This window comes from Winogradskyella sp. (genome assembly GCF_028289625.1).
GTDB lineage: Bacteria > Bacteroidota > Bacteroidia > Flavobacteriales > Flavobacteriaceae > Winogradskyella.
This window is the reverse complement of sequence record NZ_JANQOM010000040.1, coordinates 68,364-84,331: the sequence shown is the minus strand read 5'-3', so window position 1 is coordinate 84,331 and position 15,968 is coordinate 68,364. Positions and strand designations below refer to the sequence as shown.

18 protein-coding genes are annotated in these 15,968 nt (G+C 34.2%); 8 read left to right on the top strand and 10 right to left on the bottom strand.

The window, feature by feature from the left end; translation table 11 throughout:
- Positions 1-70: 70 nt before the first annotated feature.
- The 9 genes from Q0992_RS09040 to Q0992_RS09000 form a co-directional block, all read right to left on the bottom strand.
- Positions 71-964: a hypothetical protein gene (locus Q0992_RS09040; RefSeq protein WP_299522735.1), complete on the bottom strand. Its 894-nt coding sequence runs from the start codon at positions 962-964 to the stop codon at positions 71-73.
- Positions 965-1,112: 148 nt separating this feature from the next.
- The gene (locus tag Q0992_RS09035) at positions 1,113-2,189 is read right to left on the bottom strand and encodes a hypothetical protein (RefSeq protein WP_299522732.1); all 1,077 of its coding nucleotides are present in this window, start codon (positions 2,187-2,189) and stop codon (positions 1,113-1,115) included.
- A gap of 287 nt (positions 2,190-2,476) precedes the next feature.
- Complete coding sequence (locus Q0992_RS09030) at positions 2,477-3,196, bottom strand: VOC family protein (RefSeq protein WP_299522729.1); 720 nt, start codon at positions 3,194-3,196, stop codon at positions 2,477-2,479.
- A 1-nt stretch (position 3,197) separates the two neighbouring features.
- Positions 3,198-3,710 (bottom strand): DUF2147 domain-containing protein, encoded by a 513-nt coding sequence (locus Q0992_RS09025; protein WP_299522726.1) that lies wholly within the window; start codon positions 3,708-3,710, stop codon positions 3,198-3,200.
- Between the two features lie 64 nt (positions 3,711-3,774).
- Positions 3,775-4,602: an ABC transporter six-transmembrane domain-containing protein gene (locus Q0992_RS09020; protein WP_299522723.1), complete on the bottom strand. Its 828-nt coding sequence runs from the start codon at positions 4,600-4,602 to the stop codon at positions 3,775-3,777.
- Positions 4,592-4,852: a hypothetical protein gene (locus Q0992_RS09015; protein ID WP_299522720.1), complete on the bottom strand. Its 261-nt coding sequence runs from the start codon at positions 4,850-4,852 to the stop codon at positions 4,592-4,594. Before Q0992_RS09015 ends, Q0992_RS09020 begins: the two co-directional genes overlap by 11 nt.
- A 67-nt stretch (positions 4,853-4,919) precedes the next feature.
- Complete coding sequence (locus tag Q0992_RS09010; RefSeq protein WP_299522717.1) at positions 4,920-5,486, bottom strand: Crp/Fnr family transcriptional regulator; 567 nt, start codon at positions 5,484-5,486, stop codon at positions 4,920-4,922.
- Between the two features lie 35 nt (positions 5,487-5,521).
- Positions 5,522-5,899, bottom strand: coding sequence for a bacillithiol system redox-active protein YtxJ (gene ytxJ, locus Q0992_RS09005; protein WP_299522714.1), 378 nt, complete (start codon positions 5,897-5,899; stop codon positions 5,522-5,524).
- Between the two features lie 79 nt (positions 5,900-5,978).
- A complete protein-coding gene (locus Q0992_RS09000) occupies positions 5,979-6,452 on the bottom strand; it encodes an isoprenylcysteine carboxylmethyltransferase family protein (RefSeq protein ID WP_299522711.1) in 474 nt (157 codons plus the stop codon).
- A gap of 142 nt (positions 6,453-6,594) precedes the next feature.
- On the opposite strand from Q0992_RS09000, the gene clpB reads away from it, so the two are divergent.
- The 3 genes from clpB to Q0992_RS08985 all read left to right on the top strand — a co-directional run bounded on the left by clpB (position 6,595) and on the right by Q0992_RS08985 (position 10,774).
- Positions 6,595-9,201: an ATP-dependent chaperone ClpB gene (gene clpB / locus Q0992_RS08995; RefSeq protein WP_299522708.1), complete on the top strand. Its 2,607-nt coding sequence runs from the start codon at positions 6,595-6,597 to the stop codon at positions 9,199-9,201.
- Between the two features lie 113 nt (positions 9,202-9,314).
- Positions 9,315-9,719 (top strand): hypothetical protein, encoded by a 405-nt coding sequence (locus Q0992_RS08990; RefSeq protein ID WP_299522705.1) that lies wholly within the window; start codon positions 9,315-9,317, stop codon positions 9,717-9,719.
- Positions 9,720-9,913: 194 nt separating this feature from the next.
- Positions 9,914-10,774, top strand: coding sequence for a TraB/GumN family protein (locus tag Q0992_RS08985; protein WP_299522703.1), 861 nt, complete (start codon positions 9,914-9,916; stop codon positions 10,772-10,774).
- A gap of 76 nt (positions 10,775-10,850) precedes the next feature.
- On the opposite strand, the gene Q0992_RS08980 is transcribed toward Q0992_RS08985, so the two are convergent.
- Positions 10,851-11,471, bottom strand: a complete 621-nt coding sequence (locus Q0992_RS08980) for an OmpW family outer membrane protein (protein ID WP_299522700.1) — start codon at positions 11,469-11,471, stop codon at positions 10,851-10,853.
- Between the two features lie 341 nt (positions 11,472-11,812).
- Between Q0992_RS08980 and deoC the strand changes: the two genes are divergently transcribed.
- The 5 genes from deoC (at position 11,813) to Q0992_RS08955 (ending at position 15,963) form a co-directional block, all read left to right on the top strand.
- The gene (deoC, locus tag Q0992_RS08975) at positions 11,813-12,475 is read left to right on the top strand and encodes a deoxyribose-phosphate aldolase (RefSeq protein ID WP_299522697.1); all 663 of its coding nucleotides are present in this window, start codon (positions 11,813-11,815) and stop codon (positions 12,473-12,475) included.
- Positions 12,476-12,503: 28 nt separating this feature from the next.
- Complete coding sequence (gene deoD / locus Q0992_RS08970) at positions 12,504-13,202, top strand: purine-nucleoside phosphorylase (RefSeq protein ID WP_299522694.1); 699 nt, start codon at positions 12,504-12,506, stop codon at positions 13,200-13,202.
- A gap of 75 nt (positions 13,203-13,277) precedes the next feature.
- A complete protein-coding gene (locus Q0992_RS08965; protein ID WP_299522691.1) occupies positions 13,278-14,168 on the top strand; it encodes a histidine phosphatase family protein in 891 nt (296 codons plus the stop codon).
- A 213-nt stretch (positions 14,169-14,381) separates the two neighbouring features.
- Positions 14,382-15,128: an SDR family NAD(P)-dependent oxidoreductase gene (locus Q0992_RS08960; protein WP_299522688.1), complete on the top strand. Its 747-nt coding sequence runs from the start codon at positions 14,382-14,384 to the stop codon at positions 15,126-15,128.
- A 10-nt stretch (positions 15,129-15,138) separates the two neighbouring features.
- Positions 15,139-15,963, top strand: a complete 825-nt coding sequence (locus tag Q0992_RS08955; RefSeq protein WP_299522685.1) for an SMP-30/gluconolactonase/LRE family protein — start codon at positions 15,139-15,141, stop codon at positions 15,961-15,963.
- Positions 15,964-15,968: the final 5 nt, after the last annotated feature.

Sequence of the window (15,968 nt, the reverse complement as noted above, 5' to 3'; positions counted from 1 at the left end):
CGGTCTCGGCTATGATTTCGTTGTGGAATCATCCGCAGGATTATTCCACAACGAAATCCAGACCTTTAGTTTATAAATTAAACTTCGTTTTAACTCGTTGCCACAATGAATTATAGTCATTGTTGTAACCAGTATTTTTTCTTAAACTTTTTAGTGGAACATTCGCGTCACACTTGTTTTTTTCCAAGTCCGAGTAATAGCTGTCTTGCAATAATTTCAGGTTATCCCAATTCGAAAAGCTTTGATAATGTCTCGAAGATGAATAATACTTGTCAACGTCTAATTGTCCGATTATCTCGATTTCAATTTCTGCTTTTTTGTAATGTTGAGCGTAATACCAACTTATTCTTTCTTTTGGTCTGTATTCGGTTTTAGAATGTTGTTCCATACCGAAAAGAATTTTGGCATTTTCAAAATCTTGTTCAGTTGGTTTGTCAGATTTTTTTATGTCAGTAACCGCAACCAAATTAAGTCCGAATTCAGATTCTTTTTCTGATTCAAGGACAAACGCTCCACAATAATCTCCTTCACTTAATTTGAATATTAAACAATCTCCTTTTTGGAAAATCGCATCCCTTTTTTTCTTAACCTTTCTCTTTCGTGCAGTTTTCTTTTCGGTTGATATTTTTTCCAGAAAGTTTTCTAATACTTTTCTCCGCTTTGTCAAATCCGATTTCGAGGCGTCAAGTTCTTTCCATAATTCAATATCCTTTTCGGATTCCACAATGTCTTTAATTCGATTGTAGATTTTCGGGTCAAGAGCTTTACATTCCCATTGAGATTTTGCTATGGTAATCCAAAAATTGTTTTGGTCTTCGTGAGAGTCAATCAGTTTTTTGTTTTCCTTGATTAACTTTTCGGTTATGGCAGAAACTTCCATTCCTTGATTGTACAATTCAAAGAATTCATAATTGATGTCTTCGTAAACGTCATTTGAAGAAATTCCTGTTCCCCAAGTTCCCATAGGCGTTTGTCAATATTGGTTACAACGGTCTCGGCTATGGACAGTTGCGTTTGTTAGCACTAACTTTTGCAAGTACACGACAAGCTGAAAATTCCTGCGGAATTTTCAGGATAAGCTTGTAATAGCAATTGTTTATGCCATTGTTGCATTAGTTTTTATTATTTAAACATTTTTTATATTCCGTTTTTGCTTTTTCAAATTCAGGAATAAATCTCTTTTTGAAGCTAACTTTCGGATATCTTTTATCTACTCTAATCGAAAAATCGTCAAACTCGGGTAATTCGAATTCATAATAAAGTTTTCCATTAAACTTTGGTATTTTAGTTAGAAATAAATCTGCACGAAAACAGTTATCAGGAAAATTTGTTGATGAATATCCGGACATTTGATTTCCTAAATGTCTCATTGCACATAAAAGCAATATTGAACTCTCTTGATTGTTTAAACCTAATTTTTCAAAGTCAATATTCTTATCATAAGATTCTATATTTCTTTGATTATTTAAAATACTTGCAAAAATAGTTTTGTAATAAAAAGCAAGCATTTCATTCTTTTCGGGATTTTCCTCTAGCGTTTTTGATATTACTTGTTCAACGGAAAGTTTATCAGTTCCACGATTGAATGAATTCCATTTGAGTTTTATGTCAAGATAATGAGCAAACAAAAGGTCAGAACTCGGAACTTTAAGAAACTTGTCAGATAGTATTTCTTCATTCCGTTTACCTAATTGTGTATAAAATTCATTTATTCCATTAAATTTTGGTAATTCCACTTTCTCAAAAATCTGTCTGTTCCATTTAGCTTTTACATAGTCAATAAAATCAGAGTCGATTTTTGATTCGGATTGTTTGGGTGTTTTTGGTTTTTCCAATTCCATACTAAACCCTTTCTTGAAAGCTCGTTTTTCTGGTTTAGTAAGTTTTCGTTGCTTTATTTCTTCCCATAATTTTATGGATTCTTTTATTGAAAACTTTTCGGTTTGTTTAATAGCTTGAGCCCAAAGTAAAATTCCAAAATCTTTTCTGTTATATAGAATATTTCCAACACGATAGAATGGTGCTTCATCCTCTTTCATTTTTAACTCAAAGTCAAGTTTTCCGTTTATCGTTTCTGTCCGAAAATATTCGAGAACAGTTTCCTTGTCTTGATAAAATATACTCTGTTCTGCTTGTCCAAAAGTCAAACAGGATATGGTAATGAAAAATATTATTAGGAATTTGTTCATTTTCTCAAATTAATGCCAACTCGTAAATAAGTCTGTATTTTATATACTTTACTAGCTTATTACTTTTATATCTTAGCCTTTATAAATACTAGAATTGTTACACATCCGAAATCATGCATTTTGTATATCATTTGTTTTTCTTAAGATATAGTGTTATACAAAATGCATGTATCAATGTAAACCTATTAGGGCACGATATAAAAAGCTTTTCAATACGTTTATAAAATTAGCTGTTTTACGTTCAACAAGCAATACGTAGAACTACGTAATTTTAAGGAAATTATGTGCTACACCTCTTGGATATAGAAAAAGGCTTGCCCAGAATTGTCGGTAAGTAGGATACGTTCACCTTCATCGATTACTAAGCTTCCACCATGGTCTAAAATATTTTGTTTAGTAGTTTTCAAATCCCTAACCCCAAAAGTACAAACCCAATATTCATATTTGCCTTTGTAGTCGTTTGGGATTTGTAGTGCATCAGCAATATGCTTGTCGTTCTGAGTATAGATTTTATAATGGTCACTACTGGTCTTTATAAAAGTCCAATCAAAAATACTTTCGTAAAATGGAATGGTATTTTTGGCATCGGAAACGTGAAGTTCGTTCCAAATCAAGGTATTGGCTTCACCTTCAGTTCTAGTTGACTTTAGATGGTCGCCTTCATAAATGGTAAATCCGGCTCCTTGTGGATCTCTTATTAAAGCTACCTTACCTAAGCCCTCTATAGTTTGTTCCATTTCTATGATACCACCCAATTCACGAGCTTTAGCGACTGTACGTTCTATATTATTCACTTGAATATAGGTCATCCAAAAATGTGGCATCCGCATTTGTTTAAACTTTTCAGGTGTTTCGTATAAGCCCACAACATCCTTATCACCTTTATAAGCTACATAATAATCGTAGTCTTTATAGTAACGCCAACCGAATATATTTTCATAAAACGCCATGGTAGTCTTTGGTGTATAAGTAGATAAATCCGCAAAAATTATAGCATTGGGTTTCATTTTAGTTGTTGTTTTGTCGTTTCCAAATTTCAGTGTATGGCTCTACACCTACATTCATTTTTAGTTCTAATTCTTCATTTGTCTTTAAGCGCATTCGAACTTTATAATTTGTACCATCAGGCATGAAAAGTTCACCATTATGATAGATGCCATCTTCATAAACTAAGTCACTCAAAAAGTAATCGGATGTATCGTTATTTCCTAGATATTCATTCGTTCCATCATTATAATAATGGATTTTTCCTCTATAAGTATCCTTATGCTTTTCAATTTCATAAATACCCATATTATGATCACTTCTCACTTCCCAAACACCTAGTATTTGATCTGCTTTTAAGCTATTTACCCTTGTTTTGCTTTCAATTTTTAAAGTCTCTTGCTTTGTAGAGTCTATTTGTTGCTTCATTAAAGAAATTCGACTTTCAATCGCTAGCTCCTTCTGTTTTGGTATGTTATCCTTGCAAGAGGATAAAATCACTAATAAAACGATAAAGCTAAAATGGTATGTTTTCATCTGTTTTGGTTTCAAATTATACCTCAAAGTTAAAACCATAACCCAAGTTAGTTTTTGATTTAAATCAAAAAGTGTTTATCCTCTTATAAATTTCTTTTAACCGCAACCATTGTTGATAAAATAACGGTAAACTGACTACACTTTCTATGTACTGATAAACATACATTATTAGTGCAAATAAAGCACCGTATTCTGTAATACCCTCAGCAACCGAAATGACAATGGCAAGGAGCAAAAAAACGATCATCATCATCCAACTCAATGAAAAGTTGACAGTTTCTAAATCTGAAAGTTTGATATTGATTTTTGTGAGTCGTGTAATGTGATTTTGTAATTCATGTTGTGACGACAGATTTAAGGTATTCACTTGTGTTTCCAATTCATTATTGTAATCGGAATTATAAGTCGTTATTTTTTTTGAACTCAACCAGTACACTATCAGTACAAATAAACTTGCAGCCAGGCCCATCAAAAATATATAGGTATTGAGTGAAAGAATAATAAACGCTACCCCAAATAATCCTATAGTATGCTGAATCAGCTCTGGAATTTGGTTTTCCATAAATTCGGTAATTTCATTGAGCATCTTGAGACGCGCCGTTTTTTTAGATACTTCGTTAGAATTGTCAACCATAAGTTTGGCGCTTAAATCAATATATATTTTGGCATAAAAACGAGAATCCATAAATCGTCGTACGCCGCCAATAATGACTAGTAAAACACCCAAACCCCCAAGATAATATATGGATGAATAATCCTCATTTATGACACCATCTATAGCATAACCAATAAAAAGCGGTACCAAAATACCAATGAAAGCTTCAGTAAGAATTAGAAATAAGGTTAGCGATAACCTAAATTTATACCTTTTAAATACTTTTTTAATATCCATAATAGCTATCCATTATCGGTTCAGAATAAACGAGACTTAACAACGATAGCACAAGCCAAACTATGGAAATCAGCCAAAATAAAAATGGGTTTTTATCTTTTGGAACATGGTCTAGAAAAACAGCGACTTTTGATTTAATTCCTTGAATACTCCATATTAAAAAGACAATAGCAAAATAGAAAGCACCCCAATTAAAATAAAAAGCAAATGGCATAATGACCAAGGCGATAATGGATTTCCAATACCTCATAAATCTTAAATTTAGATCTGCAATGTACTATTGGAAAAACAGTATTTTTTTGAGCTATATCAAAAAATTAGTGTTGAGCCCGTATTCGGCTTAACGTTTCTTGAGATATCCCCAAAAAAGAAGCGATGAGACCCAGTTTTACCCGCAGTTCTATTTGAGGAAAGTGTTTTAGCAATAATTGATACTTTTCTTTTGCTGAGAGAAAAGACCAACTTTTGGTAAATTCATCTAAGGTTGCTAGTATGTCTTCGGCCAATAAACGTGCAAAATTTCCAAAAGCAGGGAAATCCGCGATTAGTTTTTGAAAATCAGTAAAACTAACATGATAAAGTACACAGTCTTCTAAACATTCAATGGTTTCAAAACTTGGTTTTTGCAAATAAAAGCTCGACCAAGCTGTTATAAATTGATTTTCAGAATAAAACCAAGAGCTTACCTGTCGACCATCATCATGAAAGTAATAATTGTGTAGCATGCCTTTTTCAATAAAATAAAGATAGTTAGCTCGTTCACCTTCTTGCAGAATTTTGTCCCCTTTTTTAGTCTCAACGGGCTGAAAAGCATTTGAAATGGCCCTTTGTAGTTCTGGTGTTAAGTAAGCATGTTGAGATATATTGTATAAAAGGTCTTCCATTATTGAGTTAAAATCAATGAAGATTTAATTTAAGTTTATACAAATCTAGCCAAATCCATATCATTAATTGCTCCATGAGACGCATGTGCCACCACTACTCCATTCTTAATCACCAAAAGTTGAGGCGATTGGTGCATCACCTGAAACTTATAACCCGTTTCGTTAGACACCTCTCGATAATTCAATAAATCGAGATAATATAAATCGGCATTGGTTTCTAAATCATATAGTTCTATAAACTGGTTCACCACCATTCTACTGATACCGCAACGTGTTGAGTGCTTAAATATCAATTGCGTTTTGGTTTTAGATCTTTCTTCTATGGCATTGAGTTGCTCAACTGAGTTAAGCGCGATCCATGGCAATATCTTTTCTTCCTTAGGCTCTTTAGAACCAAACCATTTTTTAAACATCTTTTTCTTTTTTTGTCATTCCTGCGTCCGCGTTCGCTGAAGCTTTAGCGGAGGCGCAAGGCAGGAATCTAAATTATAATCAAAACCAACGGTTCACTTTATTCATATATTTTAAATAGTCGGTTTTAAAATCTCTGGTTAGTCTAGGTTCTTCTATAAAAATTACAAACAGGTGAAAAGCAACAGCCACGACAATGGTGTAAACTAAAAGCCGTAAAGAACTTGTAAAAAGAACCTCACCAATAAGCACTATTAAAATTCCAACGTACATAGGATTTCTAGTGTATTTATAAATTCCCTTTACCACCAATGCTTTTGTTCTATGTATTGGTGATAAGGTGCCTTTACCTTCCACAATAAATCTATAAATACAATAGATAACAATTGATAATCCTAAAATAATGAATATAATACCCAAATAACTTAAGAAGCCAAAATCATCGTTTAAAATGGCTTTTAATTTTGAACGTACCAACATGTATGGGATTAAACCCACCACGAGCCCAGGTTGGAGAATAAAAAATATGAGGTTCTTAATATAGAGTGATAACATAGCTTACCAAAAAAGACAAAACGTCACGCTATCGCACACTATACCAGACATTTTGTCGTTTTTTTCTTACCAACCTCCTATGGTAAGATTATTGACTAAAGATAGTCAAACACAACAAAAAAATTGAATAACAAATAAAAAGATGAATTTTAATAATTATACCATTAAATCACAAGAAGCCATACAGCGAGCACAACAACTCGCCCAAGGTTTTGGACATCAACAAATAGAGAACGAGCATATTTTTAAGGCCTTTCTCGATGTTGATGAAAACGTGTTACCGTTCTTGCTAAAAAAGCTGAATGTTAACGTCTCTATGCTTCAACAGATTTTAGACAAAGAACTAGAGCGTTTCTCTAAAGTTTCGGGCGGAGACCTTATGTTGTCTCGAGAAGCTGGTAAAGCACTAAACGAAGCTTCTATTATCGCCAAAAAAATGAATGATGATTTCGTATCCATAGAGCATCTCATTCTCGCGATTTTTAAATCGAAGAGCAAAATCGCTCAGATTTTAAAAGACCAAGGTGTTACCGAAAAAGGATTAAATGCTAGTATAGAAGAATTACGTAAAGGAGATAGGGTGACGTCCCAAAGTCAAGAAGACAACTATAATTCCCTCAATAAATATGCAAAGAACTTAAATCAGCTGGCACGCGATGCTAAGCTCGATCCAGTCATTGGTCGTGATGAAGAAATTCGTAGAATTCTTCAAATTTTGTCGCGTCGTACCAAAAATAACCCAATTCTAGTTGGTGAACCAGGAACAGGTAAAACTGCCATTGCAGAAGGTTTAGCACATCGTATTATTGATGGCGATGTTCCAGAAAACTTAAAGGATAAGCAAATCTTTGCTTTGGATATGGGAGCCTTAATTGCAGGAGCCAAGTTTAAGGGAGAATTCGAAGAGCGATTAAAAGCCGTTATTAAGGAAGTTACTACAAGCGAAGGAGATATTGTACTCTTTATTGATGAAATTCACACCTTAGTTGGTGCTGGTGGTGGCCAAGGAGCCATGGATGCGGCTAATATTCTAAAGCCTGCTCTAGCAAGAGGAGAATTAAGAGCCATTGGAGCTACTACCTTAGATGAATACCAAAAATATTTCGAAAAAGATAAAGCGCTAGAACGTCGTTTTCAAAAGGTAATGGTGGAAGAACCAGATACTGAAAGTGCGATTTCCATCCTTAGAGGTATTAAAGGCAACTACGAAACACACCACAAAGTACGAATTAAAGACGAAGCTATTATTGGTGCTGTAGAGCTGTCAAACCGCTACATTACCAATCGATTTTTACCAGACAAGGCGATTGACCTTATGGACGAAGCTGCTTCAAAACTACGTATGGAAATCAATTCCAAGCCAGAAGAACTAGACGTTCTAGACAGAAAGATTATGCAATTGGAAATTGAACACGAAGCTATTAAACGCGAAAAAGATGAAATCAAATTAAAATCTTTAAAAGCGGATTTGGCAAATCTTAAAGAAGAGCGTAACGAGTTGAATGCCAAGTGGAAGAGTGAAAAGGAAATCGTTGAAAATGTTCAGAATATAAAACAAGATATTGAAAACTATAAGCTAGAAGCTGAACGTGCCGAGCGTGAAGGTGACTATGGCAAAGTTGCCGAAATCCGTTACGGAAAAATAAAAGGAGCGACTGAGCAACTTGAAAAGTTCCAAAAACAATTGGTAGAGCAACAAGAAACCGCTTTGATTAAAGAGGAGGTGACTTATGAAGATATTGCTGATGTTGTCGCCAAATGGACAGGAATTCCAGTGACTAAGATGATTCAAAGTGAGCGCGAAAAATTATTGAAACTTGAAGATGAGCTACACAAGCGTGTTGTTGGTCAAGAAGAAGCTATTGAAGCAGTGAGCGATGCCGTAAGACGCTCTAGAGCAGGATTACAAAATCCTCATAAACCTATTGGGACATTCCTATTCTTAGGAACTACAGGAGTCGGTAAAACCGAACTAGCGAAAGCTTTAGCAGAATATCTATTTGATGATGAAAATGCCATGACACGTATAGATATGAGCGAATATCAAGAGCGCCATGCCGTGAGTAGATTGGTTGGTGCGCCTCCTGGATACGTGGGCTATGATGAAGGTGGTCAGTTAACGGAAGCTGTAAGACGCAAGCCGTATTCTGTGGTTCTGCTAGATGAAATCGAAAAAGCGCATCCAGATACCTTTAATATCCTATTACAGGTATTAGATGAAGGTCGTTTAACGGATAATAAAGGACGCATCGCAGACTTTAAAAATACCATCATCATCATGACCTCTAATTTAGGAAGTCAGATTATCCAAGAGCGTTTTGAAGCGACAAAGGATATCCCAACAGCCATTGAAAGTGCTAAATTAGATGTTCTTGGTTTACTGAAGCAAAGTGTTAGGCCAGAGTTTTTGAATAGAATTGATGATACCATCATGTTTACACCTTTATCGAAGCAAAATATCGTGGATATCGTTGGGCTTCAACTGAAGAGCGTCACTAAAATGATTGCCAAACAAGGCATTACTTTTGATGCGACACCAGAAGCCAGGGCATATTTAGCAGAAAAAGGCTATAATCCTGAGTATGGTGCACGACCTGTAAAACGTGTAATTCAGAAAGAAGTATTGAATCAATTGAGTAAAGAAATATTAGCTGGCCGTGTTACAACAGATAGTATTATTTTACTCGATGAATTTGATGATAAATTAGTATTTAGAAATCAAGGGGACCTTGTAGTTGAAGAACTCTAAATTGGTAAATCAGACTAATTTATTAAGAGCAGTATGGTTTTGAGTAAAAATTATACTGCTTTTATTTTATGGCTAGGTTTCGTATCTTAGGTTAAATCAAAATATACACCAATATGGGATTGTTTCATTATTACAACTCTGGGCATGCTGAAATATTTGTTTTTGATGATTTTTTAGTCAAACAAATCAAGGAAGGAGAAAGTATAGATAAGGAAGAACTCGAAATTTTTAATGAAGTACTAGAAAAGCATTTCAAGAATAAAAATATGGCCTATATTTCTAACAGAATTACCTCTTACTCGGTTAATCCATTGGTTTACAAAGAAGCTGAGAAAATATCGAATATGGTAGCTGTCGCGATAATTCCCGCAACTCCTAAAATGCGTGCCAATGCTGAATATGAACGTCAGTTTTACAATAAACCGTTTGGAATTTTTGATAATCTAAGTAAGGCCATAAAATGGGTACATAAAATAATTGAAAAAGAGAATAGTAAGCAAGTCATAACAAATGACTGACATTTTGAAAAAGGACTTTCTTGAATTAAATATACTGTAACAATAACGCTTATAATCAGTCTATATTATGATTGGTTGGTTTAAGCAACACAGATTTCAAGCCGAATAGCTATCGGTAGTTTGATGTGTTGCTTTCCTTTTGTAACAAATTTAGTTTTAAGGCTACAAATGCTTTAAAATTTAAACTCTAACTAATGCAACGAATTTTATCGCTAAGTATTGTAACACTTCTCACAATATTCACTATAAATGCCCAAAAATTAGAAAATTCAACCTTATGGAAAATTGAAGGTAATGGTTTAGAAAAACCATCATATCTGTTTGGCACTATTCACATAACATGCGATGCCACCTTGGAAGCCGATGTTGTAAAAGCTTTAGATGAAACCTCTCAGATTGTCATGGAACTAGATATGGACGACCCTAGTATGCAGGCAAAAATGTTGACTAACATGTATCTTTCTGATGGTAAAACTATTAAAGACTTTGTCTCAAAAGAGGACTACATAATTGTAGATTCATTATTTATTAATAACATGGACATGTCATTAAAAATGATGGAAAACGTTAGACCATTTTATTTGACATCTATGTTTTATCCTCAAATGATTGATTGCCCAATGCAATCCTTCGAACTTGAGTTAATGAAAGTAGCGGAAGAACAAGACGAGGAAATATTTGGTTTGGAGACTATTGAAGAGCAACTTAAAGTTTTTGAAGATATCCCTCTAGAAGACCAGTATGCTGATTTAATTAGAATGGCAAAAGATAATCTTGAATATGATAAAACCATTTTTGCTAAGATACTAGAGGTTTATCAAAGTGAAGACATCTCATTAATGTTAGAAATGATGAACGATGAGAACAACAAAACAGTTTCTAATCACCAAGATATACTTCTAGAAAATCGAAATAAGAATTGGATTTCTAAAATCGGAGATTTTGCCAAGGAACAACCGACATTTTTTGGTGTTGGAGCTGGGCATCTTGCAGGTGAAAATGGAGTAATTAATTTACTGAGACAAGCTGGTTATACGGTTACTGCTTTTCAATAATGTTTGGTAGAATGGTTACAACAAAAAATAGCCTCAATACGTGAGGCTATTCTTTATTTCAATAAGATTATTAGTTTTAGAATTTCATTCCAACACCGAGACCAACAATAAAAGGATCTATGTTAACTTCTGAAGTATCTGGACTGCCATTAACGGTTACATCGGTTTTAAGGAACAATTTCTTTAAGTCTAAGTTTAAGAACCATTTATCGTTCAAATTATAGTCCAAACCTGCTTGTAAGGAAAAACCAAATGAGTTATCATAATCTATGTCATCTAAGTCGCCTTCATCAATACCATAAAATATAGTATAATTTACACCAGCACCAACATAAGGTTTAAAATCATCGGCATAAAAATGATATTGTAAGTTTAATGTTGGTGGCAACAACCAAACATGCCCCAAATCAAGAGAGCCACCTCCATCAATATTCAAATCCACATCATGCTTAGCAGTACCTAAAATTAACTCAACAGCTAGATTTTTGTTAAAGAAATACGTGAAATCTATTTCAGGTACAAAAGCAGTACTAATATCAACATCAGCCCCCTCAATATCATCTCCAGGTGATGGAATTACAGAAATCAATCTAACACGCGCTTGCCATTTGTTATAATCGTCAGTAGTATCGGTTTCTTGTGCATTTAGGTTAAAAACAAAACCTAGTAGTAAAACATATAATAATAAATTTCTCATGGTATAATATTTAAATTTCCACAAAAATAAATGCTTCAAATGCCTTAAATACTGATAAATATCATGAATAAAAAACTTTAATTTTCTAGACTAATTTATTGCAAATAACAAGTAATAAAATAAGCTTCTGTTTTATAGGTATTTGCATCGACATACACACTTTTTTCGACGAAATGCACAATTTATTTTAAATTTTAACATACACTTTAACGGATAAATCATTAATTTTATCGAGCTATTTAATTCCAACACACTTATTGTTTAATTAATCTTGTTTAGTTTCCCTCTGATAGAAAGGGAATTACTATAGTTAATCATTTTATAAACCCTACTTATAATAAATGGATTTAAATAGATACATAGATCATACCCTGCTGAGTCCAACTGCAACAGAAGCCGACATCCTTAACCTTTGTCAAGAAGCATTAAAATACAATTTCTATTCTGTTTGTGTTAATAGCAGTTATGTGCCTATTGCAAAACAGGCATTAGGACGTTCTGATATTAAGGTTTGTACAGTTGTTGGTTTTCCTTTAGGTGCGATGTCCACCGAAGCAAAAATTTTTGAGGCTAAAAAAGCCATTGAAGAAGGAGCTTCAGAAATAGATATGGTAATGAATATTGGTCGCTTAAAGAGTAAAAACTACGTCGCCGTACTTAAAGATATTAGCAATGTAAAACGTGCCATTGGCCCAATACCACTAAAAGTGATATTGGAAATTAGTGAACTTTCTAAGAATGAGATTGTCAAAGCTTGTGAAATCTGTATAGACGCGAAAGCAGACTTTGTAAAGACATCAACTGGGTTCTCTAAAAGTGGTGCTACACTAACTGCAGTGAAGATTATGAAAAAGAGTGTTAAAGATCGACTGAAAATAAAAGCTTCAGGTGGAATCAGGGATACAGAAACCGCTTTAAAGTATATAGAAGTTGGAGTACATAGAATCGGTGCTTCTTCAGGAGTGGCGATGATGACCAATCAAACCTCACATTCTGCCTATTAGTTTAAAACACTTTGTGTAACTTTACAGCATGAGTGTACATATTGGTGCCAAAAAAGGCGAAATTGCAGAAACTATTTTATTACCAGGTGACCCATTACGTGCCAAATGGATTGCCGAAACTTTTCTTGAAGATTATTTTTGCTTTAATGAAGTTAGAGGCATGTATGGCTATACTGGCACATATAAAGGCAAGCGTATTTCAGCTATGGGAAGCGGTATGGGTATTCCAAGTATTTCCATCTACGCTAATGAACTTATAAAAGAGTACGGTGTTAAAAACTTAATCCGAGTTGGAAGTGCTGGTTCTTACCAAAAAGACGTAAAGATTAGGGATGTTGTTTTGGCTATGGCAGCCTCCTCTACTTCTGGAGTTAATGAATTGCGTTTTGGTGGTGCTGACTATGCACCAACAGCAGATTTTGGATTATTCCTTAAAGCCGTCGAAGCAGCTAAAGTCAAAAATATTCCTATAAAAGCAGGCAATGTTTTATCATCGGACGAATTCTACGAGGATGATATCGAGTCTTACAAAAAATGGTCTAAGTTTGGTGTGCTTTGTGTTGAAATGGAAGCCGCAGGTCTTTATACCGTAGCTGCTAAACACAATGTAAATGCATTAGCAATTCTTACTATTTCAGATTCTTTGGTTACTGGTGAACGCACTACAAGTAAAGATCGGGAAACCACCTTTAAAAGTATGATCGAGATTGCCTTAGATTTGGCATAAGTTCATTTAACATTCTTTTAAATAGAAACCATTTTTTTAAACTATTTTTGAGTGAATTAACCAATCACTCACAAGATGAAATCATTACTCATAACGCTGTCATTTTTATTGTCGTTCTTGCTATACGCTCAAGAAAGCCAAGACAAAGCCCAAATAGAAGCTACACTAAACAACTATATTGATGGTTTTTATCAAGGAGACACCACTAAATTAAAAGCAGCCATTAAGCCACGGCTCTACAAGTTTGGTTATTTAAGGGATAAGGAAACGGGAGAATTTAAATACTATCAGCATTTAAGTTATGAAAATGCGCTTAAGCTAGCTAAAACCCTAAAAGATCAAGGGCGCACACGAACCGAAACAAAAATGCGCAGCGTAAAGGTATTGGAAATCAGCAATCATATTGCAGCAGCTAAAGTGACTGCAGCTTGGGGGCTTGATTATGTGCTACTATCGAAAGATGATGGCAAATGGATGATTGAAGAAGTCATATGGGAAGGGCCTTTTGAAGAAAAATTTATTGAAGAAGCTCAAACAACAACTTATTATCTGATTAGACATGCCGAAAAAGACCAGTCTGACAAATTTAATAAAGACCCACATCTAACAGAAGCAGGGAAAAAAAGAGCCGAGAATTGGGCGAATACGTTCAACAATATAAAATTTGATATGGTCTATTCTACCAATTACAACAGAACAAAAGAAACGGCAAAGCCTACTGCTGAAGCCAACAATATCGAAATTACATATTACGATCCTAGAAAAATGGATACCAATGAATTCTATGCGTCTACAAAAGGCAGAACAGTTTTAATTGTTGGGCATAGCAATACAACACCAATGTTTACAAATGGCCTTCTAGGTGATAACAAATACAAGACCATGGATGAGGACAACAATGCAGATCTTTACATCGTCACAATAACTGGAGATTCAAAATCTAGCTCACTTTTGAGAGTTGATTAACTCAAAATCAAATGCTTAATACCCAGAGTTTAAACAATAGCATTCTAAAAAACGGAGTTAAAAGCCCTTTACTAACAACTTTTGTCGATAAAAAAATCAGTTATTCACATTTCATGGGATTTTAGCGCCAATACACAGACAAAAGATTCAAAAACTAAAAATAAATAGCTAGATTTGACGCAATAAACTTAACCAAGTTAGCCAAGTGTTTTTATGAAAACTGTTATGCTATTAGGCGGCACCAAAGGTGTCGGAAAAGAAATTCTCAAATCATGTATAAACAAAGGCTATAATGTTGCTTTTTGTGGTCGTGATGCTAAACTTGGTGAAGACCTTATTCAATCTTACAACTCTAAAAATCAATTATATTTTCATCAAATCGATCTCAATGCCATTGACGGTATAAAAGACTATTATAATCAGACTATTCAAAGATTTAAAAAAATAGATGCACTAGTGCTTTATGCTGGTATAACTCCTGTATCGCCAATTATAGATACGAATGAAGATACCTTCGATAGTGTTTTTAATATTAATCTTAAGGCGCCATATTTTCTATTGAAGCATGTATTAAAGTCAATGATGGAACATAAGTCTGGGTCGATAATATTTTTTGGTTCAGCACATATGGATTATGGACAGGAAGATAGGACAGCTTATGCCTTAACCAAAAGTGCCCTTTACACACTTTCCAATCATTTGGCACATCATTATGCAAAATATGGCATAAGATCCAATTATTTAGTTATGGGCTGGACTCATACCGAAGGTGAATTAGAGTTAAGGGCAAGCGAAGGCATCAGTGAAGACGAATTAAAAGCTAATGCTAGTGAAATTATTCCTATGGGACGCATGCTAAATCCCTACGATCCTGTTCCTGCTGTGATGCACTTCATTTCAGATGACTCTGCAATGACTACAGGATCAATTATGCGCGTAACTGGAGGAGAATTTATATAGATCATTTGTAATGACGTCGCACTTAATTTACTTTTCCCAATCTGCCGAACTTTTTGAAGGACCAATTTTTGATTTGGACAATGAACTTCTTTATTTTGTTTCGATACTAGACAACCTTGTGTATTGCTATAATCCAAAAACAAAAGAAATTCTCAGTGTTAAGTTAGATTCCCCAACAAGCAATGTCTATCTCAAATCAAAAAAGCTGGTCGTAGTTGCCTCTAAAAATGGATTCTATGAGATTGATTTTAGCACCTTAAAATCGTCTTTTAAATTTCAAATTGATATTAACGATAACGTACGTTACAATGATGGTATTAAAGATGCTGTAGGAAGATATATCATTGGCACTATGGGTTACCCTAAAGTAGTTGAGGGCATTGGTAATGTATATTCTTATCATAATGGCACTGCTAAAACCATTATAAAAAATACAACCATTTCAAATGGATTGGCTTTTACTAATGATAACAGCACGCTATACTTTATTGATACCCCAATCAAAAAGGTTGCGAAATACAATTATAATATTGACACAGGTGATGTAGTCTTTGTGGATTATGTAATTGAATTTAATAATATTGGTCATCCGGATGGAATGTGCATGGATAAAAATGGAATGCTTTGGATTGCAGAATGGGGTGGTGCCTGTGTGTCGCAATGGAATCCTTTGAATGGCGAACAACTAAAAAAAGTTGAGCTCCCTTTTATAAATGTAACCTCCTGCTGTTTTGATAATGTGGGCAACCTTTATGTCACAACGGCAAGGGATGAGAACAAATCAGATTATACTAACGGAAGTGGTCTGTTTTATATTGAATTAAATAAAATTTAAAAACT